Below are 21,171 nucleotides of genomic sequence, written 5' to 3'. Positions count from 1 at the left end.
CTCTAACAATATTAGGATGCTTATGCCCGAATCTTCTCCTTACCCAACTGATCCGAAAATCATTGCCGAACAAAAAAAGTTCGAAGCATTGTTTTATGGATGTGACACACCAATGGTGCTGTTCAAAGGGCCAGAGTTGATTTATGAGATGTTCAATGAAAAGTATCAATCTATTTACCCTGGGCGCGATCTTTTAACCAAGCCACTGCTAGTCGCTGTGCCGGAGTTACAAGATTCTCTTTTCCCAAAAATTTTAAAAAAAGTTTATGAAACAGGGGAAGCTTTTTTCTCACAAGAAGGTTTAGCCTGCATTTTAAATAAGACAACCGGAGCAGTTGAAGAGCGCTATTTTGATACAACTTTTTCTCGTATCAGTTATGGAGAAGGGGAGCCTTATAGAATTCTTGCAACACCTAGAGAAGTTACTGCCCGAGTCTTAAATAGAAAAAAGCTTGAAGATAGTTTAAGAGAGCTACAGGAAGAAAAAGATTTACGCGAAAGATTTGTCTCTGCCTTGACTCACGATCTTCGCACGCCGATGGCGATTGCCAAAGTCGGCTCACAGATTATTAAGCTCAATAAAGACAAACAAGATGTTATTGTGGAAACTGCGGATAGAATTGCTGCCAGCGTAGACCGTGCAGACCGCATGATTCGCGATCTTTTAGATGCCAACCGTTTAAAGGTTGGAGCTGGGATTAATGTCACTCTTCAAGAGTGCCACCTTGAGTTGATTGTTTCTTATGTTGTCAATGACCTGGAAAAGCTTCATGGTAAGCGTTTTCAAGTTAAATGCTTACAAGATTTGATTATTGGCCATTGGGACAATCTGGCCATCCATCGCATGATTGAAAACCTGGCAAGCAATGCAATTAAATACGGTTCATACGATAGTGATGTCATCATTACGTTAAAATGTGAAAATGGATTTGCTGAAATTGCCATTCATAACGAAGGTAAGCCGATCTCTAAAGAAGATCAGGCCTTGCTCTTTACTCACTTCGGGCGTTCGAGTACTGCTTTAAAAAGTGGACAGACCGGTTGGGGAATAGGGCTTGCGCTGGTGAAAGGATTAGCGGAAGCTCATGCAGGTTCAGTTCGCGTCGAAAGTTCTGCAGAAACAGGAACAACTTTTTTCGTCTCTCTTCCTTTGGAACCTAAAAAGAAATAAAAAGGGCCATCATCTTGATGGCCCGGCAAACATAAAAACAAAACGAGTCTTATTCGGATTCGTTTGGGATGTCATTTGTTTAGCAAAAGCTCTGTTTGAAACTAGAGAAGTAAACAAGATCACGGGTAATAGTAGTCGTGCCATCATTTCCTCTTAACAGGCCATTCCTGAATTGTAAGTTAATTCACAATCCATAATTTGAGTTTCAATTTTATCGTCAGCGCCATCCTGGTAAATATAACCATTGATGATGGCCTTAAAAGTCGCACTTCCATTAGTGTCGTTGCATTCGTCTTTTTCAGCTTCAAAGCTCCACTTGACTAGGTTTCCATCAATGTCGAAAGCTTTTACTGTCTCAGGCATCGCAATCACTGAAAAATATCCTGACTCAGGGACTTCGGCAGTAACAGTCACTACTTTTAAAGGTGAGTTGTGAAAGGTTGAACCGTAATTGTCCATATCATCTGGTGTATTTAAAACGACCTCTTTGTTATTCAAAGAAATTTTAATAGTTGGAGCTGCCCATCCTTTTCCATTTGATCTTGTGAGAAAAACGTTAACTTCTTGTTTGGCACCAGAGTTTAAAGCTGAGTGACAAGAAAGTCTGTGGCTTCCCGGGTGAGCGAAAGCTGTGGTTGACAGTGTTCCGAAGACTAAAAGAGTAAATAATAGTTTCATTGTTTTCCCCTTGTTTTGTTTGCGTCCCGGAATTTCTTTTACTTTGCTGACTTTGAAAATTAGAATGATTTGTACATATTCTTCTAAAAACTAGAATGATTAATTAAGTGGCGGAAACTATGGAATTAAACTACCTAAGAGTCTTTTATGAAGTGGCCAAGACTGGAAAATTTTCAGAGGCAGCAAAGAAACTTAATATAAGCCAATCGGCCTTAAGCCGCTCAGTTAGTCTTTTAGAAGAAACAGAAAATGTCGTTCTTTTTGACCGCTCAAAAAGTGGTGTAACTCTTACACCTAAAGGAATTGATGTCTTTAAACTTTGTGAGAAGCTCTTTCATACTGAAAAAGAAATTGAAAACCTATGCCGTGGGGTTCAGGAAAACTGTGAAGGTCTGTTGAGATTTGCAGCTTCTGATCACATCGTTAATGATCTCTTACCTAAACCTTTGCACGAATTTAGAAGAGAGCATCCGAAGGTCATTCCTTCTGTGCGAGCGGGAACCCCAGATGAGATCGTGCATTTTCTTCTGACAACTGACTGCGAGTTTGCTTTGATGTTTGCCAAGATCAATACTCCGCAAATTGAATTCCGTCGTTTATACCCGGAAAGAATGTCTTTAGTCTGTCACCCAGACCTTTGGAAAGAGTCTAAATCATCAAGCAATGAAAAGACTCTTAAAAAACTTATCGGGAAATATGGTTATATCAGCTCAATCGGTGCGACTTTAGGGCGCAGGTCTTCGCAAGTCTTGATTGAACTCTTTGGAGAGCTTCCTCCCATTGGTTTTGAGGTTAATAGTCAGGAGTCGCAAAAACGCATGTGCATGGCAGGTGAAGGCGTGGCCTACCTGACCAACTTTATGGTGAAAAATGAAATTGAGAGTGGGAAGCTTTTTGAAATACCAGTCGAGCATATTCATGAATTCCATTTATGGCTGGCCAGACCAAAGGGAAAGAACTTGAGTTTGACTTCGCGAATGTTTCTACAGCATTTCATTCCAGACTTTGAGTTTTAAGATGAATTTTCCTGACTTTAAAAATCCTGGATATTTAAAAGAGGGAACGCCCAGGCAAAAGGAAGCTTATAAGACGCTATCTTCTTTAAAGATTTTTGAGCTTCTTAACAGCTATTCACCTATTCTTACGGGAACCATTCCAATTGATATTGATCTTCCAGAAAGCGATCTAGATATTATTTGCTCTAGTTCTGACTTAACTGCATTTGCTGCTCAGGTCAAAGTGCATTTTGGAGATTGCCAAAGATTTAAACAATCTCTATCTGAAATCAACAATGAAGAATCTGTTGTCACAAATTTCTTTGCTGAAGGTTTTGATTTAGAAATCTTTTGCCAGAATAAATCAACTGATAAGCAAAATGCTTATTTGCACATGCTTGCCGAAGCGAAGGTTATCGCTATTGGTGGAGAAGCTTTCAAGAAGCAGGCACGTCTTTTAAAGACAAAAGGAATAAAGACAGAGCCAGCTTTTGCTCAGCTTCTGTCTTTACCTGGAGATCCTTATCAGGCAGTCTTGGACCTAAATCATCTATCAGAAGAAAAACTAAGGGAGCTAGTAGTGCATAAAGTTTTGCTCTTCTAAGTATTTTAAAAGATTTTGAGAGTAACCAATATGTGACTCTCTGGTGTATTTTAATTTTGTGTACACTTCAGCAAGACTTGTCACATTATTATCCTCAATCATTTTTTTAAGTTCTGGAACTTCTCTATATCTCTTCATCCCAAGCTCTTCGCGTTCTTTGTAAATCTCTTTTATTCGTGAAGGTGAGTAATCTTGATAGGTTTCAAAATGCATGACACCATCTAAAGAAAGTCTTTTTCTTACCGGAGGATTTTCATCTGGATATCCTAAAGAAAAACCAACAACAGGGACAACATTGTCCGGGCACTGTAGTGCCTTGCCGATAAGGTGAGCATTGGCGAGAGTTGTGCCCATAAAACAAATTCCCAGACCCAGTGATTCAGCAAGAAGTGAAAAGTTCTGAGCGACTAAAGTGGCATCAATACTCGCGATCATAAAACTCATAAAGTTGTCGAAATTAAGCGGGGCCTTGTTTTGCTCAATCCATTGTCTCATGCGATGAAAGTCTGCACAGAAAGTGACAAGAACAGGGGCCTCTATCACCATCTCTTGATTAAAATGCAAGGGATAGAGTTCTTTTCTGAGCTTTTTATCTTTAGTTACAATCATGCTGTAACATTGCATATTGCCTGATGAGGACGCATTCATAGCGTACTCGGCGATTTTTAAAATCACCTCGTCGTCCACAGGTGTATCCTTATATTTTCTGATAGATCGATGAGCTGCGATCTGAGAAAAAGTATTATTCAACATAAACTCTGCCTCCGGTGATCGGGAAATGGTCACTGCCAATCATCAGTTCACCTTTTAAGGATTTAAATTCATCTTCTGAGTGAAGAAGGTAGCTTCCTTTTAGAGGAGCTCCATTTTCAGTTGTTGAGAAATTAAAGCTCATGCTTTTTTCCTGGCGCTCATAATTTAAAAGGGGTGTTGTAAATTGACCTGGAACTGTTAAAGACCCTTTACCATTTTCCATAATAAGCAAATCTTTAAAGGTCGTTGCACCGATTTGAGTATTTAAGATATAGATTTCCATGGCCTGGGCATTAAAAGAGAGGAAGAAGGTAGCTAATAACATTTTCATTGGTTTCTCCTGATGGAGGAGAAATTAGAACAAGGCTTAGGTAAATAAAAGTGAATTATGTTTACTTAGTGTTAACTAAAAGTTAATGATTAGATATGGACTTAAACCGTTTACAATATTTTCTTGTTGTCTGTCAGACTGAGCATATGAAAAGGGCCTCTGAAATCCTGGGGATAAGCTCTCCTGCTATTTCGAAAGCGCTTAAGATTCTGGAAGAAGAAGTTGGCCATAAACTCATTATCAATGAGGGGAGAGGGATTAAAATCACAGACAAAGGTCGTGAGCTTGCCCGCTTAATAGAGCCTCAACTGAGTAACCTTAATAAAATTAAAGATGAACTCGACTCTAGTCGCTCATTGGTGAATTCAATTCGCTTTGGGACATTTGAAGTTTTTTCTACTTACTTCGCAGGAGAGCTTTTCCATAAAGTCTTCAAAGATTATGAAGTCAGCATGTATGAGCTTATCCCTGGAAAAATTGAACAAGCGCTGGAAGATTTCCAGATTGATTACGGGATTACTTATCTCCCGATCCCTCACCCCAAGATTGAACATATCAAGATTGGCGAAGTGAGTATGGGAGTCTTTGCTAAAAAGAATACTTTTAAGAATCTAGATTTTGAAGAATTGCCTTTTGTAATTCCTATTAGACCCATTGATTCGTCACCCACAAAAGTTAAAGGCCTTGATGGATGGCCAGATGACTTGGTCTATAGAAATATTAAATACCGCGTGGGACTTATGGAGTCTGCCTTGGAATTCTTGCGCCAGGGGATGGCCGTGGCCTATCTCCCAACATTCGTCGTTGAACTCCATAACAGGTCAGTGAAGAGTGAATTCCACCTAAGTGAGGTGGATGCTCATGTGAAAGTAAAGAAACAAAAGCAAGGTATCTACTTAGTTAAAAGAAAGACTGATATTGAATCAGATGTGGATAAAAAGATCGCCAAAGGTATCAGGACGATCATGAAAACCACCTAACTTTATGATTTTATGGTCTCAAAAAGTATCCTTCTAATTTTTGCAAGGATTCAATTAAATAATTCTAATTTTCAAAACAATGACTGCGTCGTAAATCCTCTCCAGCAAACAAAACAGGGGGATTTATGAGAAATTTAGTTATCGGATTAGTTCTACTTTTCATAGCACAGACATCTTTTGCAAGCGAGAGAGCTTTTAGAATCGATAGATTCTTCCCGGTCGTAAACGGTTACGCTGTCGCTTGGGGAATTCCTGGTCAGAACCTGGATTTTGAATGGCTTGACACCCTTACATACGACCAAGTTGACGAGCACCTGGATATTTCATCTGTCCGCAACTTTGTAGTCGATATTGAATCAAATAAAATTTTAACTGTTGTTGGTGAAAACAATGAAGAGAGAGATGAATTTGTTGTTTTCAATGTTGGTGATACTCACTTTGGGAATCATTACAACCTCTCTCTCGATAAACTAGCTATTCAAAATCTTGGTTACGACACTGACGCTATTGTTTTAACTGAAAACTACAAGTGGTCGAACTATGTTTCAAAAATCCTTTTAATTAACAGAGAAACAAGAGACTTAAAAACTGTTGAATTAAAAGGCGCTGAAACAATGGAAGTGCTAAGAAAAAAATTGAGAGAGTCTATTCTTCCAAAAAATCTCAACCTTTTTGATGAAGCTTCTGAAAATGTAACATTTAATGAAACAAAGTTCCTGGAAAACATTGGGGAAGTTAACGTGATCACTCTTGATTATTCGTTCCCAAAATCTATGGACAATGCGCTTGAAGTTGTGGCGACTGTTAAGATGAAGTACGAAAATGGGAAAGTGATTCCTTATATTCTTTCGGTAAAACAAAAGCAGTACTAATCTCTTGGATAAGAGATTTTATATAGGTACAAACCATTAGGAGAAGCAACTTTCCATAGTTGCTTCTCTTTCTTAGGCCCATCAATCAAGGTCAGGAATTCTTCCACGCTGAGTTTTTTACTTCCCACCATCCACAAAGCACTCATTAAATGCCTGATCATTTGCTTGAGAAAACCATTGGCCTCAATTCTTAATTGGTAACAATATTGTAGATCATTGGGGATGTGAAATAAGGTTTGACCAGCAAAGATCTCATGAGGATTAATTTCTGAGAGTTCACAAAAAGAAATCTCTCTTTCCGTTGTTTTGACATTACTTCCAATAGAATAAAAATTACAAAAATCGTGTTTTCCAATAATGGCCTTTAGGCAAGTTTGCATGGCCGTAATATCCAGCTCGTTAGCAATATTAGCAATGAACTGTCTGTCTTCTAAGGTCACTTGCTTTTTGTTAGTAAAAAAGTAGCGGTACTCTTTAGAAAGGGCTTCTGCTGCTGGTTTAAAAGTTCCTTCACAAGGAGTGATCGCCAGGCATTTGATGTCTTTAGGAAGATGACGGTTAAATGATTCAAGGAAAGTTTCACATTCTATTGGGAGGGCAGAAGATATTTTGACAACTTGATCCATGGCATGGACACCAGTATCAGTACGCGAAGCCGCTCTCGTTGTTACCTTGCCATCAATTAATTGAGCGAGGACCTTATTGATTTCATCTTGAACAGTACGAAGTCCATTCTGCCATTGAAAGCCAGCGTATTGAGTTCCTTCGTACTGAATAGTTATCTTATAGTAATACATTTTATCCAGGGAACGTTTCAAACTCTTTTACACCTTCAAGGTTTTTTGACCAGGAAGACTTGCTTCGGCAGAAAATGTGGGCCGTTGGCTTGAGCTCTACGTCTTCATCCAAGCTTCCAGCTGGAACAACCAAGAGCTGACCATTGAGCTGAAGGTTAGGCATGGCCGAGCCGCAGTTGTCGCAAAAACTTTTAGAGTGTCTGGTTGAATTAAGGAGAAAGGTCCTCACTTTCTCTTCACCTGAAATCCAAGTGAGTTTCGCGCTTGATGAGAAGAGGTTTGCCGCATGAGCAGAACCTGTGTCTTTTTGACAATGTTTGCAGTGACAAAGAAAGAAACTTTCAAAATGGCCGTTTACTTCAAATGTAATTTGACCACAAAGACATGATCCAGAATGCTTTTCCATTTTATACCCTCGGAATACCTGTTTGTTCGATGATTTCTACGCCGTTTCCGGGAAAGACAGCAAAGTGAGGATGGCCGACAAACATTTTTGCCGCTTCCTCGTGTGAGTTTGCCTGTACTACAAGAAATGTTCCCATTTGGCTTGGGATATCACGAATACCTTTATTATCGACTTGTTTTGTGACTTCTCCAAGGTGACCTCCGTCATAAAGGACTTGGGTCTGATATTTTGCTGACCATTCTGCAAGGAGTGCAGGTCCTTGATCTAGTCGCCTTTTTTGTTCTTCTTTACTAAGCTTTTTCCAGGCTTCATGAGCTTCACTGTTTTCAGCACAGGTAAAAATGGCAAGGAATGTTTTCATTGAGGCTCCGCTTTAAATTTATTTTTTAAAAAAAGGGCATTTTCAAAGATTTCTGAATTTTCTATTTTTGCCAATTCTGCTTTACCTGGAAGGCAATCTAAATCGACAAATTGTGCTAACTCAACATCCGAATCACAAAAAAGTATATCCAAGGCAAAACGATTCATTCCATAGAGTCCACGATGAATCATGTTGGCTGAAAATATTAATAAGTCACCAGCTTCAAGATTTATTTTCAGGCCAGATGAGAGATCATCATTATTTTTTTTGCCATTAGTTTCTAATCTAACCTCGAGCTCTTCCTTTGAGTCCCATCGCTTATGGGTGCCTGGCACAAGTTCAATGCCTGGCTCATCATGTAAGGGAATGCGGAAGTGAAGAACTTTAGATTTTTTTAAAGCTTTTTGTTGGTCATCCAGAGAGAGCACGTATTGAGGGTCTCTGTGCCAGTAATTTTTTTGCTCTTTATTGACCGGATTAAAGAATAATTGCGTATTCATAAACATGGCCTTATCAGGGATGAGGGATGATAAGATGCCCATGAGTTTTGACGAACCAATAAATTTAAATAATTCCTCGCGGTCATTTGGGCTTAAATATTTTGGTGATGTCAGGTAGGCACTATTGATGGCCCTTTTTGAATAAAAGTCTGAATTATCTTTTTTCCAGGCTTCATGAAAGGTGATGAGAATTGAATACAGCTCTTTTAAATCTGAAGGATCGTAAAATTTTTTTAAGAGAAGATAACCATTTTTGTCATAACCCATGAAGCTATTTTAGATTTCTTCACCTAATTATTCAATTTTTACTTAACCTTAATGCCAGGACGAGTGATAATGAAATGTGCTGTTATTATTAGGAGGGGCCATGAATAGGTATCTTTACGGAATGGTTGTTATTTTAGTCGTTGCAGGAATTGCAATCTTCAGACATTTGGATTTTGGTCTCGTACTGGTCTTTACAATATCAATTCTTGCCGTGCTGGCCTGGCTTAAAAATGTAAATGCACAAAAAACAGATAAGCTCGAGAGAGTTAAGCCTAAGAAAGAAGCTGAAGAGCTATTTACTGGGGAAGAGGGTGAAGAGTACCACAACGACTTCTCTAAAGTTCCGGCCGGCACAGCAGATGAAGTAGCTCCACCACCTCGTTCAATAGGGTACGGATATGGAGACGGCGGAAGATCGACTTATGAAGATCTGGAGAGGATTGGAATTAAGACGAAACCTGATAAAGAAGATAAAAATTAGGGGGCGACACTCCCTATTTTTAGAGGTTAAATGCTCCCCATGTAATGTCACAGGGAAGGGAATGTCACAGGATATAAGCGAAAAAGATGAGAGACTTCATAGGGAGCCACTAATCTTTTCACAGATGTATCTTCATTTTTCAATTTGGATTAGGCCTTTGTAACCAGTCTACAACTGATCAGCAGAGTAAAGTAAAATGCCTTATATTACGATAAGCATTTAAGGGGCAACATATATGAAGATTTTAATTAATTTTTTCCTTTTGATTTTTTTAGTAGTGAATCCAAGCTTATCGTTTGCAGAGACGACAAAACTAGGTGCAGTTGGACTCAGGTATGTTGCTGACGAATACAACAAAAATGCGAAAGATCTTAATTCACTTGTCTCATATATTAATAAAATAGATAGCAATAAAGGCAAGCAGCTTGAAGAGTTCTTTAAAAAGCAGAGCTTGCCATTAAATACAAAACTACCCGACATGCAAGTAGAAGGGGATCATCTTGTTTTTGTCGATGGACTTAATCAGAAGTGGATACTAATCCCTCAGCAAGATGGAAAGCTAGCTGTTATATTTAAAAATAATCAAAAAGATTTAAAATTTTCAATGTCACCTAACGAAGTGGCAAAAAAGTTCGAGTTATTAACAACACCACCAAAAACAGTAAATGTGTTGAGTTTCTTAATTCAAAATGCAAATGCTGAGGGCGGTATCGGTGAGACTATCGGCATGGCCGCGAGTGGAGTTTTTGTTGCTGTAAGTTTTGGAGTTCTAGGAGTTGTAGAATCTATTGGAAATTTTCTATCTGATCTTAAAAAAATTCCAAGTGATTTGAGAGAGTCTCAAGTAAGAGATGCTGCCGATACGGCATGTGCTCAGTTAAAAGAAGGTAAGACGGTAAAAAACGTTGATAAAGTTAAATCTAATTTGGAAGCACTAAAAGAAAAGAAAGGGTGTGTAGCTTTCTGGGAAAGCTACATGGAAAACTCTTGTGGATGGTATGATGAAAGATTTACCTGCTTATCTGGTAAAACAGTAAATGTAGCCGATAGCCAACGAAATGCAGTAAAGGCAAAAGAAAGTGAAGCGCCTGCGAAGGCAACAAAAGCAGCTAGTGATGTTAAGAAGTAGTTTCACTAGCTAAAATTGTCGTGATATTTTCACTCTTGAATAGATAAGAAGGTCGTATGATCTTTGTGATGACGATTATTGTTCTACACAAATTAATTTAACACTAGTTGAACAGCTACCATTGTTACTATAAACGGCTTCGATTGTCGTTTTATCTCCAAGACCGAATCCTCCAAATCCACCGGTACTACTCCAATTCGTACAATCACCGGTATTGGTAATCCAGTTTGCAGTTAATCCAGTAAACAGCCAGTAGGTATAAGAGGCATCAAGAGAATTCGTGAGAGGAAAGCTAAAAATCCCATTTGCATTGGTTGTACCGACAGTCGCACCATCTGATACTCTTTGGTACTGAGTATTTGCACGAAGTACCCAATCTACATGCTCTGATGAGCCACCAGAGCAGTTAGCGCTGCTACAGGCAACTCTGTTGCTACCATCGACTATAAGTGCTTTGTACACGCCAGAGCCAGGGTAATTTGAATCGGCCATACACAAACTGTCTGCCGCCACGATTCCTCCGATATTACCGGTAGTCGTCGAAGATGTTACAAACAATTTGAGTGGAGTGGAAGAAGAGCCCGCACCTGGAGCAACTCCGTCACTTTGTCCGCAAGACAATAAAGTAAGAAAAAATGTTAGTGTGAGTATATGACTAAATTTCATTTTTAAATCTCTCATTCGTTAGAAATGTAAACCGTACATCAGCGATACTGCATTCATCGTAAATTTTGAACTCAAGGCCGATTCAGTATTATTAATCTTAGATTTTTCAAAAGTAGTTTTTTGATATTCAACTCCCCAGAATGTGACTGGAGTGGAGTCCCAATGAAGTTGCAGGGAAAACGTACTGCTATCTGTGTAGTTGATAGTTTGAGAAGAAGAATTCTTTTTATCAAATTTGTAATTATCACTAAAAGAAATAGGCAGTTTTAGTAAAACCCTAAGAGAAGATAATTGGTAACCAATGACAGGGGAAAGTGCTCTATAAGATCCTTGCGTATTAGAATTACCAACTTCGCTTGGTTTTGTCATTTGTCTCCATAATCCATACTCACCATTTACTCCAGCGATGAAACCAAAATAGGAAAGAGCAAGGTTTGCATCAAGAGAATAAGCAGCTAGTTTTCGCGATTGAATGGTTGTTCCATCTTCTGTTTTTTGTGTCCCTAATCCTGCCTTTAAGGCCCCTGATGTAAAAAAGAGTGCGTGAGCAGAGGGAGAGAGGAAGAATAAGCAACATAGTAATGACAATTTCTTAATAAAAGAGTGCATTCGTTATCCCTGGAAATCTTGTTAATGAAATTTTATTTCATTTTGTGAGAAAGACAAGAAATAGATGAGATGATCGAAGAGACAGAGACGAAAAAAATTGGATAAAAACAAAAAAATTATGGTGCCTCGGGCGAGACTCGAACTCGCACATCCTTGCGGACGGCGGATTTTGAATCCGCTGCGTCTACCATTCCACCACCAAGGCACTGATTGGATTAGGATATCTTAAGGATAGGACGCGTTTACGTCAATTCAATTCTTTTAGTCAGGTATTATTAAGTTATCTTTTTCGGGTAGGTTTCGATAAGAAAACTATGAAAATAAAAGCATTATTTCTGGGGTTAATGCTTTCTCAATCTGTCCTGGCCGCGCCAGGAGTAGTCGTGCTTGCGGGCGGAGGTCCGGAGGGCGATATTGGGATGGAGAAGGATTGGTCGTACACTCTTTATAAAAAACTCATCGATAACGGTGACACGACTAAAGATGGAAAGATTAAGGTCGTTGTTCTCTCACTCGATAAACCTGACACCAATTTCATGGTGGATTATCTCAAATCCATGGGGGCGACGAGCTCTGAGAATCTGGTTATCAATTCTAAAAAAGCGGCCAATGACCCCAAGCTTGTTAAGACGCTGGCCGATGCTGATGTTCTCTTTATTCGCGGTGGAAACCAGGGGAAAGCTTATCAGTTGTGGAAAGATACAAAACTTCATGAGCAAATTAAAGCGCTGGCCGATAGAGGTGGAGCTATTGGTGGAACGAGTTCTGGTTCAATGGGGCTTTCGCAGTACTCGATGACTGGTGGGCAGGATTTTACAAGTAAAGATGTTATGCAAGACGCGCATTCACCACTTCTAAACGATAAAGTCGATCCATCTGTTTCCGGAATTCATAATGACTTTTTAAACCTGGTTCCAGGAGTCATTGTCGACACTCATTGTGGTGAGCGCGCAAGACTAGGAAGAATTTTAGCAGTACAGGCAAAAGTAATTGAAGATTATAAAGACGATAAAATCGTCGGGATTTGTCTGGAAGAAAAAACCGGACTTGTGGTCAAAGATGGAAAGGCCGAAGTTTTTGGTACTGGTGTCGTTCATTTTACGCAAGAAACAGAAGGCACAAAAATGATCCGTGAGCCGGGGAAGGCCTTGGTTTATACTGACATCAGAAACGATGCCCTGACTCAGGGATGGACGTTTGATTTAAAAACCAGACTTCCTGATTTAAAAAAGAAACCAGAGAGTGCTCAATCAATCAGACCAGTGACTCTTTGTGGTTTGGCCGATGATAAGTTCTCAGTAGAAGGATCAGTTGTTACAAATTACACGATGAATGAACCTGAAAAGACGAGAAACCTTTTTATTGCCAACGATGCTCACTCTGATTTTAAGTTAAAAACAGGGGATAGGATTAGAGGTTTGGTTCAAACCAGGTCATTGGTAAAACTCTCAGAGCACCCAGAATCAAGCATTGTTTTTTTGGATGCTAATTCCAAGCTCGAAGGGATTGGAGACAATCGTTTTATCTCGCTTAAAAAATCAGGGAAGGAAGCTGAGGTTCCAAGTTTGATTCTTGATTGTCAGTATTGTTCTTTCACTTCAACCTCACCCTATCTTTCTAACCAGGATGATGGAAGCCAGACTCTGCGATCTGCGGGAATGGTGAACATGCGTGTTCATGTGATTAGTAAAGATGTTGCTTACAATGTTAAAGACCATACGACATCTTATTCAGACTCTGAAGCCTTAGGTCCAACATGCGAGGAAACAGTAAAGAAGAAAGTCACGAAGTTCCTCGATGATCAGCAAAAGATTCTTACAAAGATGATTTGTAAATAATCAGTTGAGCTTTAGAAGTTCAAGTGCTTCTTTGGCACTAAAGCGGAATGTGTCTTCGCCCAATGTCTTTTTTAGCTCGCTATTATCCAGAGTCGCTGGGAACTTGATGTAATCCAGAAGGTAGAGGGGAAACTTCCACACCGGGGTTAAAACTTTTGCCAGTTGCTCGACTGCAATAATGGGCACCAGGACTTTTTTCACTCCGATAATTTCAGAGGCCTCATGCAAGCTCACCACATCATCGCCGGCAACGTTGTAAATTCCTGTTCCAAGTTTTTCGACAGCATTGACGATCATGGTGGCCATGTCGAATTCATGGATAAACTGGAACATTGGATTATAATCAAGGGGCAGAGGAGCGTAAGGCGTTTTTAAGTATTGAGTGATTGAGTTTTTAATCTGAGGGCCGATGATGTTACAAGGGCGCAACACGATAGTTTGAATCTGGTTTTGGTTTTTCCACATCCAGTTCGTACACATCTGATCCATTTCAACCACATCTCTTAGTTCAGCATATTTAAAACTCGCGCGAAGAGGTGAGTCCTCTCTTAAAAACATAGGGTTGTCAGGAAGAGCTCCGTAGACGTGATGAGTAGAGAGAATAACGACTTTTTTTGAGCGGAACTTCTGAGCAAGTTCTAAAATGGTATTTGTCCCCACCAGGTTTATGTCGATGCGCTTGTGGATATTTCCCATCGCTGGGGAGTGTCCTAGGCGTCCCAAGTGCAGGACACTTTCAAACTGGTGTTCGCGGAAAAGTTTTTCAAAGTTCGTGCGGTTGTATTTAATCTGCTGAACTGTGATATGCGGGCGCTTGGGGATATTATCAATCGGGCGAGAATCCACGCCGTGAATCCTGATATCAGGATGAGCTTTAATTAAAAGCTCAGCAGTGATCTTGGCAAGAGCACCTTGAATCCCGATGATGAGAACTTTTTTTGTGCTCATGACTTTAACCTTTGCGCTATTGTGCGTTTGTTTTTTAGCCCTTCTTGTGTGAGCTCTTCAATCTTCTTTTCCAGGGCAATGATATGCGGCTCTAACTCTTCATCTAAAGCTTCAGCACTAAGTTCGGCCGGAAGCATATAGGGATCGCCAATGTAAATATCAATAGGAGAAGGAAGAGGAAATAAGTTCAGTGACAAGGGCACAGCTGGTACATGAAGAAGTTTCGCCACTTTCTTTAAGTGGTAAACGTAAGGAAAAAACTCTTCTGCTCCAACGACGGCAATCGGAAGGATCTCAACCTTTGACGTTAAGGCCATTCTTAAAAAGCCCTTCGTGAAGCGCTGAAGTTTGTAGTGATCTTTTGTTTCTTTTGCAATCCCGCGGACACCTTCAGGGAAAACGAGAATGGATTCCCCGCGCTTTAAAAGATTAAGACAGTTGATCCTGTCGCCTAAAACCGCTCCGCCTTCACTCGACCATCTTCCTAAAAAAGGAAGGGAGGTGAGAAAGCGCTCAACTAAGGGGCGTAGGATTTTTGGATGATCGAGTTCTGTCGCAAAAGCGGTGCAGATTAAAAGCCCGTCAATCGGAATCTGGCCGGTGTGGTTAGAAACCACCATGTAGGCCTTATCTTCAACTTTTTCTTTCCCATGAAGTCGGACATCAAAATAATATTTATAAAATGGCCAGATGGCCTTCAGGTCACTGATGGCACGCTTAGGTTCTAACCCCCAAGGATCGCGTTCTTTGGAATAGCGTTTTTCCAGGGCCTTTTCCAGCTTAGTGAATTTTTGTTTGAAGATAACCAACTATTCCTCTCAAGGTATTAGTGTTTTCACCTTTTATGCTATCAAAATATTCATTCTTCACAAGCTTTCTTATAGTGGTAAACTACGAAGGATACCTGAGGAGCGATGCGCGCATGAAGAAGAGATCTAACTTAAAAAATAAGTTTAACTTTTGGTTCTTAAATTTTCATAAGGAACTTATGAAGACCAGCGCTATTGGCAAAAAGATGCTTACAGCATCCCGCACTAATGCCCATTTAAAAGAGACCTACGAAGAACTGGGAAAACTTTTAGAGCGTGGAGTTGATAATGGAGATGTTGACTGGGATTCTCCTAAAATGCGCGCCCTTCTTCATACGATTAAGGCGTGCAAAAGAGATCTCGAAGAAATCGAGAGCAAGATGAATAAGATTAAATTCCCGGCAATTGACCTGAAAAAGGATGACGACTAGATACAGATACTAGATATCTGAGTCTTCGTGAGTCTTTCTTAATTCTAACTCTTCCAGAATGTGTGTGACGATGGCCTCTTCAACTTGAGGGACACCTTTTTTGCTTTCAGCTGAAGCAAAGTACATTTGGCGAATCCATTTATAATCTTTTGAGAGAGCAGGCTTTAGTTTTTCAAGAGCAGCTCTTTCTTTTTGAGTTTTAAGTTTATCGATTTTGTTAAAAACAAGAACCGTTTTTCTCGCGAAGCCTTTGATGAAATCATAGAACTGGCGGTCTACATCCTGATCTGGATGACGGGCATCCTGCAGGTTTAATAGCAGCATTGATTCAGAAGCCTCTGCAAAAAAAGCCCCCATCAATTCGTTCCAGTTTTTTGACATCTCTTTTGAAACTTCTGCAAATCCGTAACCTGGGAGGTCGATCAGGTAAAACGGAGGAAGGTCTGATTTTTTTCCATTGAGATTTAATTCAAATTCAAAAATGTTGATCTCGCGTGTGCGTCCTGGAGTTTTAGAAACGCGCGCTGTCTTTGAACCAAAAAGAGCATTGATCATGCTCGACTTACCAACGTTTGAGCGGCCAACGAAACTTACGCCGATAATATCTTTGTGGTCTGCCAGCCATTCCTCAAATTGAGCAATGTCTGAAATTCCCATTTTGAACTGTGCGCTTTGTTGTCTGATTGTGTAGCTCATAACTGTACCTAAGTTTAAATATTGAGGGAGTATAACACTAAAAATCATATCTGTACACGATTCTAGGCCGGCATAACAGTTGTAAAGAAGGCTAGAAAAAGCTTTTTTAGAGGGGGATTAATGGAAGCTATGAGACAAATGACAACAGAACTGCGCACAGCTCGCACACTTTATCCATCCGTTATTCCCAACGGGGCCAGAGAAGGAGATTCTTTTTTACTCGATGCCTTTCAGGAGAAAAAGAGAACACTCAAACTCAACCGAACTAGTTATCGTTTTCTTTTTGATGATCATTTCAATTTTGATTTTATTAAATCAGAAATCAAACTTCCTGTTTTTGGTGGAGCGACAGGTGGTTTTGAAATGATTCTTGTGGCTTCGACCAAAACTAAAATGCACAACCAACATTCCCGGTACCTGTTTCGCAGTCTGGGAGAAACGCCTTTTAAACTCAATGGGAGTTATTCTTACGAAGCTTTTTTAGAGCGAGGAGATGTCATTGACCTGGGATTTAATCGCCTGCACTTTTTAAGGCCACAAAGGCAGACTTCGGAAGAAAGCCTCCTACCTGCGGCCGTGATGAGTAGTTCTCTTCCTGTCTTAATTGAAGGTGAAACAGGAACTGGAAAAACAACATTAGCTAAAAAAATTCATGAGGCCAGTGGAAGAAGTGGCCGTTTTGTTCATTTAAATCTCTCCGCCTTTTCTCAAGGTCTGATTGAATCAGAACTTTTTGGACATGTTAGAGGAGCTTTTACCGGCGCCTTAAATGCGAAGAGAGGGGCGATTCTCGAAGCACATAAAGGAACTTTGTTTCTCGATGAAATTGATTCTTTGTCTCTGGATCTTCAGACCAAGCTGTTACTTTTTTTAGACAACTATGAAGTTCGTCCAGTTGGAGGAGAAAGCACGACAACTGCTTCTGTCAGAATGATTTTTGCCTCAGGAAGTGATTTGAAGAAAAGAGTGATGGAAGGAAAAATGCGCAGGGATTTTTACTATCGCCTTAGAGCTGGAAGCTCGCTTCGTCTCAACTCATTAATTGAAGACAAGGAGCGTATTAAAAAACTGTGCCTAGATTTTGAAAAAGAGCACTGTGCTGTTTTATCTGATGAGCTGATTGATTTTTACATGAATTGCCCCTGGCCAGGCAATATCAGGCAGCTCAATTCTCATCTCATGAGAAAGAAGATTCTCTCAGAAGGAAAAAGACTGGTGATTGATGAAAGTGACAAGGAACTCATGTTTGAAGAAGGCGAGAGAGTCCAGAAACAGGAAATTATCCCAATGGAGCAGATGAAAATCAAATACTGTTACGAGACTTATCTGCGCTCGGATAAGAATCTTACCCGAACAGCAAAGCTTCTGGACGTTAGTCACAATACACTCAAGGCCTATATTGCCAAAAAAGAAAGTGAGTTAAGAGACAATAAGGTAGTCCACATAAATCTCCAGGATCTTCCCTTCGATTCCGGACTTCTTTAAGTACTCATTGAGTTCAATTCTGATTTTGTCTTTGATGATCTGGCGTCCTTCTTCTTCAATTGGAAGTTGAGGGATGACCGGTTCAACATGCATATTGATATAATCGCGAATTTCAATTTCGTGATCTTTTAAGAAAAGAGTGACGTTGCGATTGCTTGAAAGCGCAGTGAAATCCACCCATATCTGACGATTTCTTCTGGTATCTTCCAAGAAGAGTTGAAGATTGATATCTTTAAATGCCGCCAGTTTTTCTGTCTGCATGAAGTACTTTGGTCTTCCACCAAGGACTTGTTTGATCTCGACAGACTTAACTTTGGCCCCTTCGATCTTTTCCATCATCTCTTTTTCAATCGCTTCAATTTCTTCATTAGAAGGAGGTAGTTGATTGATATGAATAGAAACGCCTAGAAGATGCTCTTCAATTTCTTTTTCAATATGTTCAAGGTCTCTTTTGTCTTCGATTGACTTGGCCGTGATAGTGACGTCGAGTTCAAGTTCTTTATCACCCAGGACATGATATTTTAATTTTTTAAATTCTAAAATCGGATCTTCTAACCCTGCTGAGGCCGGAGCTCTCAAAGCTTTTGTTCCGCTGATAATTTTCTCAGTGTTTTTATAAATGAAATAACCAGAACCCATAAAAATAGACATGATGATTACAAAACTAAAGGCCTTAACCGGGTCAGTTTTGAATTTTTTTAAAGGAGAAACAATCATTTCGACTTTGTTTCTTTGTTTAAACTCATCTGAGCGCAGATAAATTTGAACACCAACAATATGTCCCTTAACAATCGTCGTATAGTGCTGAGTGTATCCAATGACTTTTAGAAAAAAGATTCTGATTTTTGGAACATAAACACCTGCCTTTTTTTTGGCCATTTGAGGAGAGTGCTTAATCCAATCAATCGATCTAAAAACAAAATGTGGAGTGGCCGCCTTCATCTTTTCGACGAAAGTTAAAATCAGGTTATCAATGGCCTCTTCAATTTTAATTAAAAACTTCAAGTTTAGGACTCCTTCAATGTCTTATCGGACTTCTTCAATAGAAATTGAGGAGGTCTATTTTTGTCCGACTGTGCGAGTCAGGAAATGCAACTTTTGCCTGTTAGTGGCCAGAAGCACTTCTGAGCGAAGGTTCACAAGGGCTTTGCCCGATAAATGACTCATGAAGAGGAAGCTCTTCGACAAAAAATGACAGGAGAAGACCCATGAAGACATTGGCAAGGAAAGCAATTTTATTGGTTGGAGTAGTGACGCTCACTTCAAGCTGCTCCTTGATGCTGCCGGATAGAAGTTTCATTGAAGAAATGGAAAGAGAAGATGGTGGCTTTCTTAGTCCTGGACAAGACTTTCCAGTAGTTAGCGGAGACACCGGTGAGAGAGGAAGAAGCCGCGAAGAAATTATGAGTCGAACGCCGGCAAGTGAGAGATCAAGACGCTTAAACAAAGAAAGTGTATCGCTACGTGAAGAGCTGATTCAAAAAGAAGACGCCATGACTGAAGAAGAGGCCGGGCGTTATCTTCAAGACAAAAAGTTCCTGCAAACGGACTCTGACAAGCTTTATTACCTGAGTCTGTCACCATATGAGAGGAATTCTTACATTCAAACGAAGCAAATGGACCTCAAAGAGGACTTGGATCAACGTAGAAACATGGTGCAGAGGCACTCTGTCCACGGTAGTGAGCTGTTTTTAGGAATGGAGAAAAGCGAAGTTATTGATGTATGGGGTAAGCCTGCCCGCGTAGAGATTGCAGGTAACCCGAAAAATCAAAATGAGCGCTGGTCTTTTGTTGAAGATGGTAGCGTCAGACAAGTGTATTTTGAGAATGGAAAGGTTCAAGGCTGGGCCCTTGATCTCTAAATCAAAAAGTAATATCCTCGGCACAATCTAAAAATCCCAATGCCGAGGATCCTATGACAGCACAATCTATGACCGGTTTCGGTCAAGCCGCTACTCAGTCTGAAAATTTCATCGTTTCAGTTGAAATGAAAAGTGTGAACAATCGTTTTAAAGACATTCGTTTTAAAATGCCTTCAACACTCAATGCGCACGAACTCGAACTTAAAAAAGAAATGACCGATATTTTTTCGCGTGGGAGTTTTGATGTTTATGTAAATATCAAGCGCGCGGAAAATAAAAATCGCTTCGATGATTTAGACACAAAAAAAGTTTCGCAATTTATCCAGAAGGTGACTGCGCTGACAAAAGCTGAAGGAGTGACTCCGACGCTTTCAATGACAGATCTTCTTCGCTCAGAGTTTCTGATCGATCAGGACGATGCGAACCAGGAAGAGTTGAGTGAACTTCTTTTCAAATCTTTCAAAGGCGCTATCGGAGAGCTTAAAAAGTCTCGCGAAGCTGAAGGTGAAAAGTTGATTAAAGTCCTAGAGAAACACCTGGATAATTACAAAGAACATTTCAAGACAGTGGAGAAGAACGCTGAACACTTCAAGACCAACGTGGAAGAGAAGTTAAAGAAGCGCGTGGATGAATACAAAGCTCTGATCGCTGTAGACCAGGGAAGACTTCTTCAGGAAGTGATCTTTTATTTAGAAAAGATCGACATCCATGAGGAAATTAACCGCATTCATTCCCACTTGGAAAAATTTCAAAATCTTTTAAAATCAAGTAATGACGTTGGAAGACAGATTGATTTTATCCTGCAAGAGCTTGGTCGCGAGACCAATACCATAGGGTCAAAGTCAAGTATGAAAGAGATTTCAGATTCTGTTGTTCAAATGAAACTGCAGTTAGAAAAAATGCGCGAGCAAGGGTTGAACATTGAATAAGGACCAATTTACCGGCAAATTAATCGTTATTGTCGCTCCGTCTGGTACGGGGAAGTCCACAATGATCAAAAGATTAAAGAAAGACTATCCAACAATCGTCGAATCTGTTTCTTTCACCACAAGGCCTATGCGTCCGGGTGAAATTCATGGCTTAAGTTATTTTTTTATTTCACGAGAAGAGTTCATCGCTAAAAGAGACAACAATGAGTTTTTAGAATGGGCCGAAGTTCACGGTAACTTTTACGGAACATCTAAAGCTTTTGTCGAACAATGCCTGAGCGAAGGAAAGCATGTTCTTTTTGACCTCGATGTTCAGGGTGTAGATTCAATGAAGCTGCACTTTGGAGATGTGGCCAATGTTATCTTTATCGCTCCACCATCAGTGGAAGAGCTGGAAAAGAGACTGCGCAATCGTGGAACTGAAAGCACTCAGATCATCAATCTTCGCATTACCAATGCCAAGAAAGAGCTTTTGAGAAAAGACGATTTTGATTTTTTTATTTTAAACGACGATATCGAAAACGCCTATGGCAGGCTAAAAGAAATCACCATGGAAATCCTTCGCGGATAAGA

Annotated in this window: 26 protein-coding genes and 1 tRNA gene; 13 read left to right on the top strand and 14 right to left on the bottom strand. The window is 40.0% G+C overall.

From position 1 onward, the window contains the following. The first annotated feature begins 22 nt into the window (after positions 1-22). A complete protein-coding gene (locus C0V70_RS15775) occupies positions 23-1,171 on the top strand; it encodes a sensor histidine kinase (protein WP_158649722.1) in 1,149 nt (382 codons plus the stop codon). A gap of 153 nt (positions 1,172-1,324) precedes the next feature. On the opposite strand, the gene C0V70_RS15770 is transcribed toward C0V70_RS15775, so the two are convergent. Beyond that, positions 1,325-1,849 carry a hypothetical protein gene (locus tag C0V70_RS15770; protein WP_102244826.1) on the bottom strand — a complete coding sequence of 175 codons (525 nt, stop codon included), beginning with the start codon at positions 1,847-1,849 and terminating at the stop codon, positions 1,325-1,327. A 119-nt stretch (positions 1,850-1,968) separates the two neighbouring features. Between C0V70_RS15770 and C0V70_RS15765 the strand changes: the two genes are divergently transcribed. Further along, positions 1,969-2,865 (top strand): LysR family transcriptional regulator, encoded by an 897-nt coding sequence (locus tag C0V70_RS15765; protein ID WP_102244825.1) that lies wholly within the window; start codon positions 1,969-1,971, stop codon positions 2,863-2,865. 1 nt (position 2,866) lies between these two features. Beyond that, positions 2,867-3,448, top strand: coding sequence for a DUF4269 domain-containing protein (locus C0V70_RS15760; RefSeq protein WP_102244824.1), 582 nt, complete (start codon positions 2,867-2,869; stop codon positions 3,446-3,448). Here C0V70_RS15760 and C0V70_RS15755 read toward each other — a convergent pair. Beyond that, entirely contained in the window at positions 3,419-4,201 is a 783-nt protein-coding gene (locus C0V70_RS15755; RefSeq protein WP_102244823.1) for a nitroreductase family protein, read from the bottom strand. The two genes, C0V70_RS15760 and C0V70_RS15755, sit on opposite strands and share 30 nt — an antisense overlap. Then, the gene (locus C0V70_RS15750; protein WP_102244822.1) at positions 4,191-4,532 is read right to left on the bottom strand and encodes a hypothetical protein; all 342 of its coding nucleotides are present in this window, start codon (positions 4,530-4,532) and stop codon (positions 4,191-4,193) included. The genes C0V70_RS15755 and C0V70_RS15750 overlap by 11 nt, the downstream gene beginning before the upstream one ends. Before the next feature lie 95 nt (positions 4,533-4,627). On the opposite strand from C0V70_RS15750, the gene C0V70_RS15745 reads away from it, so the two are divergent. Together C0V70_RS15745 and C0V70_RS15740 are read left to right on the top strand one after the other, a co-directional pair. Next, positions 4,628-5,512, top strand: a complete 885-nt coding sequence (locus C0V70_RS15745; protein WP_102244821.1) for a LysR family transcriptional regulator — start codon at positions 4,628-4,630, stop codon at positions 5,510-5,512. A gap of 125 nt (positions 5,513-5,637) precedes the next feature. Next, on the top strand, positions 5,638-6,384 hold the full coding sequence (locus C0V70_RS15740; RefSeq protein WP_102244820.1) for a hypothetical protein: 747 nt from the start codon (positions 5,638-5,640) through the stop codon (positions 6,382-6,384). On the opposite strand, the gene truA is transcribed toward C0V70_RS15740, so the two are convergent. Genes truA through C0V70_RS15720 form a run of 4 tightly spaced genes read right to left on the bottom strand, consistent with a single transcriptional unit; the run spans position 6,381 to position 8,715 of the window. Then, positions 6,381-7,202 carry a tRNA pseudouridine(38-40) synthase TruA gene (gene truA, locus C0V70_RS15735; RefSeq protein WP_133566770.1) on the bottom strand — a complete coding sequence of 274 codons (822 nt, stop codon included), beginning with the start codon at positions 7,200-7,202 and terminating at the stop codon, positions 6,381-6,383. The genes C0V70_RS15740 and truA overlap by 4 nt on opposite strands. After that, entirely contained in the window at positions 7,183-7,587 is a 405-nt protein-coding gene (locus tag C0V70_RS15730) for a GFA family protein (protein ID WP_102244818.1), read from the bottom strand. Before C0V70_RS15730 ends, truA begins: the two co-directional genes overlap by 20 nt. A 1-nt stretch (position 7,588) precedes the next feature. Beyond that, complete coding sequence (locus C0V70_RS15725; RefSeq protein ID WP_102244817.1) at positions 7,589-7,948, bottom strand: hypothetical protein; 360 nt, start codon at positions 7,946-7,948, stop codon at positions 7,589-7,591. Then, the gene (locus C0V70_RS15720; RefSeq protein ID WP_102244816.1) at positions 7,945-8,715 is read right to left on the bottom strand and encodes a phytanoyl-CoA dioxygenase family protein; all 771 of its coding nucleotides are present in this window, start codon (positions 8,713-8,715) and stop codon (positions 7,945-7,947) included. Before C0V70_RS15720 ends, C0V70_RS15725 begins: the two co-directional genes overlap by 4 nt. A 100-nt stretch (positions 8,716-8,815) precedes the next feature. Between C0V70_RS15720 and C0V70_RS15715 the strand changes: the two genes are divergently transcribed. Together C0V70_RS15715 and C0V70_RS15710 are read left to right on the top strand one after the other, a co-directional pair. Further along, positions 8,816-9,196 (top strand): hypothetical protein, encoded by a 381-nt coding sequence (locus C0V70_RS15715; RefSeq protein ID WP_102244815.1) that lies wholly within the window; start codon positions 8,816-8,818, stop codon positions 9,194-9,196. Between the two features lie 235 nt (positions 9,197-9,431). After that, positions 9,432-10,325: a hypothetical protein gene (locus C0V70_RS15710; RefSeq protein WP_102244814.1), complete on the top strand. Its 894-nt coding sequence runs from the start codon at positions 9,432-9,434 to the stop codon at positions 10,323-10,325. Between the two features lie 75 nt (positions 10,326-10,400). On the opposite strand, the gene C0V70_RS15705 is transcribed toward C0V70_RS15710, so the two are convergent. The 3 genes from C0V70_RS15705 to C0V70_RS15695 form a co-directional block, all read right to left on the bottom strand. After that, the gene (locus C0V70_RS15705; protein WP_272868938.1) at positions 10,401-10,991 is read right to left on the bottom strand and encodes a DUF1554 domain-containing protein; all 591 of its coding nucleotides are present in this window, start codon (positions 10,989-10,991) and stop codon (positions 10,401-10,403) included. A gap of 18 nt (positions 10,992-11,009) precedes the next feature. Continuing rightward, positions 11,010-11,600 carry a hypothetical protein gene (locus tag C0V70_RS15700; protein WP_102244812.1) on the bottom strand — a complete coding sequence of 197 codons (591 nt, stop codon included), beginning with the start codon at positions 11,598-11,600 and terminating at the stop codon, positions 11,010-11,012. Positions 11,601-11,719: 119 nt separating this feature from the next. Next, positions 11,720-11,805: transfer RNA gene (locus tag C0V70_RS15695), tRNA-Leu, on the bottom strand. Positions 11,806-11,914: 109 nt separating this feature from the next. Between C0V70_RS15695 and C0V70_RS15690 the strand changes: the two genes are divergently transcribed. Continuing rightward, entirely contained in the window at positions 11,915-13,438 is a 1,524-nt protein-coding gene (locus tag C0V70_RS15690) for a cyanophycinase (RefSeq protein WP_102244811.1), read from the top strand. Here the strand turns inward: C0V70_RS15690 and C0V70_RS15685 are convergent, their stop codons facing one another. Together C0V70_RS15685 and C0V70_RS15680 are read right to left on the bottom strand one after the other, a co-directional pair. After that, a complete protein-coding gene (locus C0V70_RS15685; RefSeq protein WP_102244810.1) occupies positions 13,439-14,386 on the bottom strand; it encodes an NAD-dependent epimerase/dehydratase family protein in 948 nt (315 codons plus the stop codon). Beyond that, entirely contained in the window at positions 14,383-15,195 is an 813-nt protein-coding gene (locus tag C0V70_RS15680) for a lysophospholipid acyltransferase family protein (RefSeq protein ID WP_102244809.1), read from the bottom strand. The genes C0V70_RS15685 and C0V70_RS15680 overlap by 4 nt, the downstream gene beginning before the upstream one ends. A 113-nt stretch (positions 15,196-15,308) precedes the next feature. Between C0V70_RS15680 and C0V70_RS15675 the strand changes: the two genes are divergently transcribed. Beyond that, positions 15,309-15,626 carry a hypothetical protein gene (locus C0V70_RS15675; RefSeq protein ID WP_102244808.1) on the top strand — a complete coding sequence of 106 codons (318 nt, stop codon included), beginning with the start codon at positions 15,309-15,311 and terminating at the stop codon, positions 15,624-15,626. 9 nt (positions 15,627-15,635) lie between these two features. Here C0V70_RS15675 and yihA read toward each other — a convergent pair whose 3' ends face one another. Continuing rightward, positions 15,636-16,322, bottom strand: a complete 687-nt coding sequence (gene yihA, locus C0V70_RS15670) for a ribosome biogenesis GTP-binding protein YihA/YsxC (RefSeq protein WP_158649720.1) — start codon at positions 16,320-16,322, stop codon at positions 15,636-15,638. A gap of 120 nt (positions 16,323-16,442) precedes the next feature. Here yihA and C0V70_RS15665 point away from each other — a divergent pair, with 120 nt between their 5' ends. Next, positions 16,443-17,807, top strand: a complete 1,365-nt coding sequence (locus tag C0V70_RS15665; RefSeq protein ID WP_102244806.1) for a sigma 54-interacting transcriptional regulator — start codon at positions 16,443-16,445, stop codon at positions 17,805-17,807. On the opposite strand, the gene C0V70_RS15660 is transcribed toward C0V70_RS15665, so the two are convergent. Further along, positions 17,742-18,812: a hypothetical protein gene (locus C0V70_RS15660; protein ID WP_102244805.1), complete on the bottom strand. Its 1,071-nt coding sequence runs from the start codon at positions 18,810-18,812 to the stop codon at positions 17,742-17,744. The two genes, C0V70_RS15665 and C0V70_RS15660, sit on opposite strands and share 66 nt — an antisense overlap. Before the next feature lie 203 nt (positions 18,813-19,015). Between C0V70_RS15660 and C0V70_RS15655 the strand changes: the two genes are divergently transcribed. The 3 genes from C0V70_RS15655 to gmk are packed head-to-tail and all read left to right on the top strand — an operon-like array spanning position 19,016 to position 21,169. Beyond that, positions 19,016-19,669: a hypothetical protein gene (locus C0V70_RS15655; RefSeq protein ID WP_133566769.1), complete on the top strand. Its 654-nt coding sequence runs from the start codon at positions 19,016-19,018 to the stop codon at positions 19,667-19,669. A gap of 53 nt (positions 19,670-19,722) precedes the next feature. Beyond that, positions 19,723-20,598 (top strand): YicC/YloC family endoribonuclease, encoded by an 876-nt coding sequence (locus C0V70_RS15650; RefSeq protein WP_102244803.1) that lies wholly within the window; start codon positions 19,723-19,725, stop codon positions 20,596-20,598. Beyond that, entirely contained in the window at positions 20,591-21,169 is a 579-nt protein-coding gene (gene gmk, locus C0V70_RS15645) for a guanylate kinase (protein ID WP_102244802.1), read from the top strand. The genes C0V70_RS15650 and gmk overlap by 8 nt, the downstream gene beginning before the upstream one ends. Positions 21,170-21,171: the final 2 nt, after the last annotated feature.

This window comes from Bacteriovorax stolpii, from assembly GCF_002872415.1.
In the GTDB taxonomy this organism is placed as follows: Bacteria; Bdellovibrionota; Bacteriovoracia; order Bacteriovoracales; family Bacteriovoracaceae; genus Bacteriovorax; species Bacteriovorax stolpii.
This window is presented reverse-complemented; position numbering and strand designations above follow the sequence as displayed.

Coding starts and splice junctions, on each gene's coding strand:
- C0V70_RS15665 (WP_102244806.1), top strand. CDS start 16,443: ATGGAAGCTATGAGACAAATGACAACAGAACTGCGCACAGCTCGCACA.
- C0V70_RS15705 (WP_272868938.1), bottom strand. CDS start 10,991: ATGAAATTTAGTCATATACTCACACTAACATTTTTTCTTACTTTATTG.
- C0V70_RS15725 (WP_102244817.1), bottom strand. CDS start 7,948: ATGAAAACATTCCTTGCCATTTTTACCTGTGCTGAAAACAGTGAAGCT.
- C0V70_RS15650 (WP_102244803.1), top strand. CDS start 19,723: ATGACAGCACAATCTATGACCGGTTTCGGTCAAGCCGCTACTCAGTCT.
- C0V70_RS15685 (WP_102244810.1), bottom strand. CDS start 14,386: ATGAGCACAAAAAAAGTTCTCATCATCGGGATTCAAGGTGCTCTTGCC.
- C0V70_RS15755 (WP_102244823.1), bottom strand. CDS start 4,201: ATGTTGAATAATACTTTTTCTCAGATCGCAGCTCATCGATCTATCAGA.
- C0V70_RS15760 (WP_102244824.1), top strand. CDS start 2,867: ATGAATTTTCCTGACTTTAAAAATCCTGGATATTTAAAAGAGGGAACG.
- C0V70_RS15715 (WP_102244815.1), top strand. CDS start 8,816: ATGAATAGGTATCTTTACGGAATGGTTGTTATTTTAGTCGTTGCAGGA.
- C0V70_RS15765 (WP_102244825.1), top strand. CDS start 1,969: ATGGAATTAAACTACCTAAGAGTCTTTTATGAAGTGGCCAAGACTGGA.
- C0V70_RS15700 (WP_102244812.1), bottom strand. CDS start 11,600: ATGCACTCTTTTATTAAGAAATTGTCATTACTATGTTGCTTATTCTTC.
- C0V70_RS15770 (WP_102244826.1), bottom strand. CDS start 1,849: ATGAAACTATTATTTACTCTTTTAGTCTTCGGAACACTGTCAACCACA.
- C0V70_RS15710 (WP_102244814.1), top strand. CDS start 9,432: ATGAAGATTTTAATTAATTTTTTCCTTTTGATTTTTTTAGTAGTGAAT.
- C0V70_RS15720 (WP_102244816.1), bottom strand. CDS start 8,715: ATGGGTTATGACAAAAATGGTTATCTTCTCTTAAAAAAATTTTACGAT.
- C0V70_RS15690 (WP_102244811.1), top strand. CDS start 11,915: ATGAAAATAAAAGCATTATTTCTGGGGTTAATGCTTTCTCAATCTGTC.
- C0V70_RS15730 (WP_102244818.1), bottom strand. CDS start 7,587: ATGGAAAAGCATTCTGGATCATGTCTTTGTGGTCAAATTACATTTGAA.
- C0V70_RS15655 (WP_133566769.1), top strand. CDS start 19,016: ATGAAGACATTGGCAAGGAAAGCAATTTTATTGGTTGGAGTAGTGACG.
- C0V70_RS15750 (WP_102244822.1), bottom strand. CDS start 4,532: ATGAAAATGTTATTAGCTACCTTCTTCCTCTCTTTTAATGCCCAGGCC.
- C0V70_RS15740 (WP_102244820.1), top strand. CDS start 5,638: ATGAGAAATTTAGTTATCGGATTAGTTCTACTTTTCATAGCACAGACA.
- C0V70_RS15775 (WP_158649722.1), top strand. CDS start 23: ATGCCCGAATCTTCTCCTTACCCAACTGATCCGAAAATCATTGCCGAA.
- C0V70_RS15675 (WP_102244808.1), top strand. CDS start 15,309: ATGAAGAAGAGATCTAACTTAAAAAATAAGTTTAACTTTTGGTTCTTA.
- yihA (WP_158649720.1), bottom strand. CDS start 16,322: ATGAGCTACACAATCAGACAACAAAGCGCACAGTTCAAAATGGGAATT.
- C0V70_RS15745 (WP_102244821.1), top strand. CDS start 4,628: ATGGACTTAAACCGTTTACAATATTTTCTTGTTGTCTGTCAGACTGAG.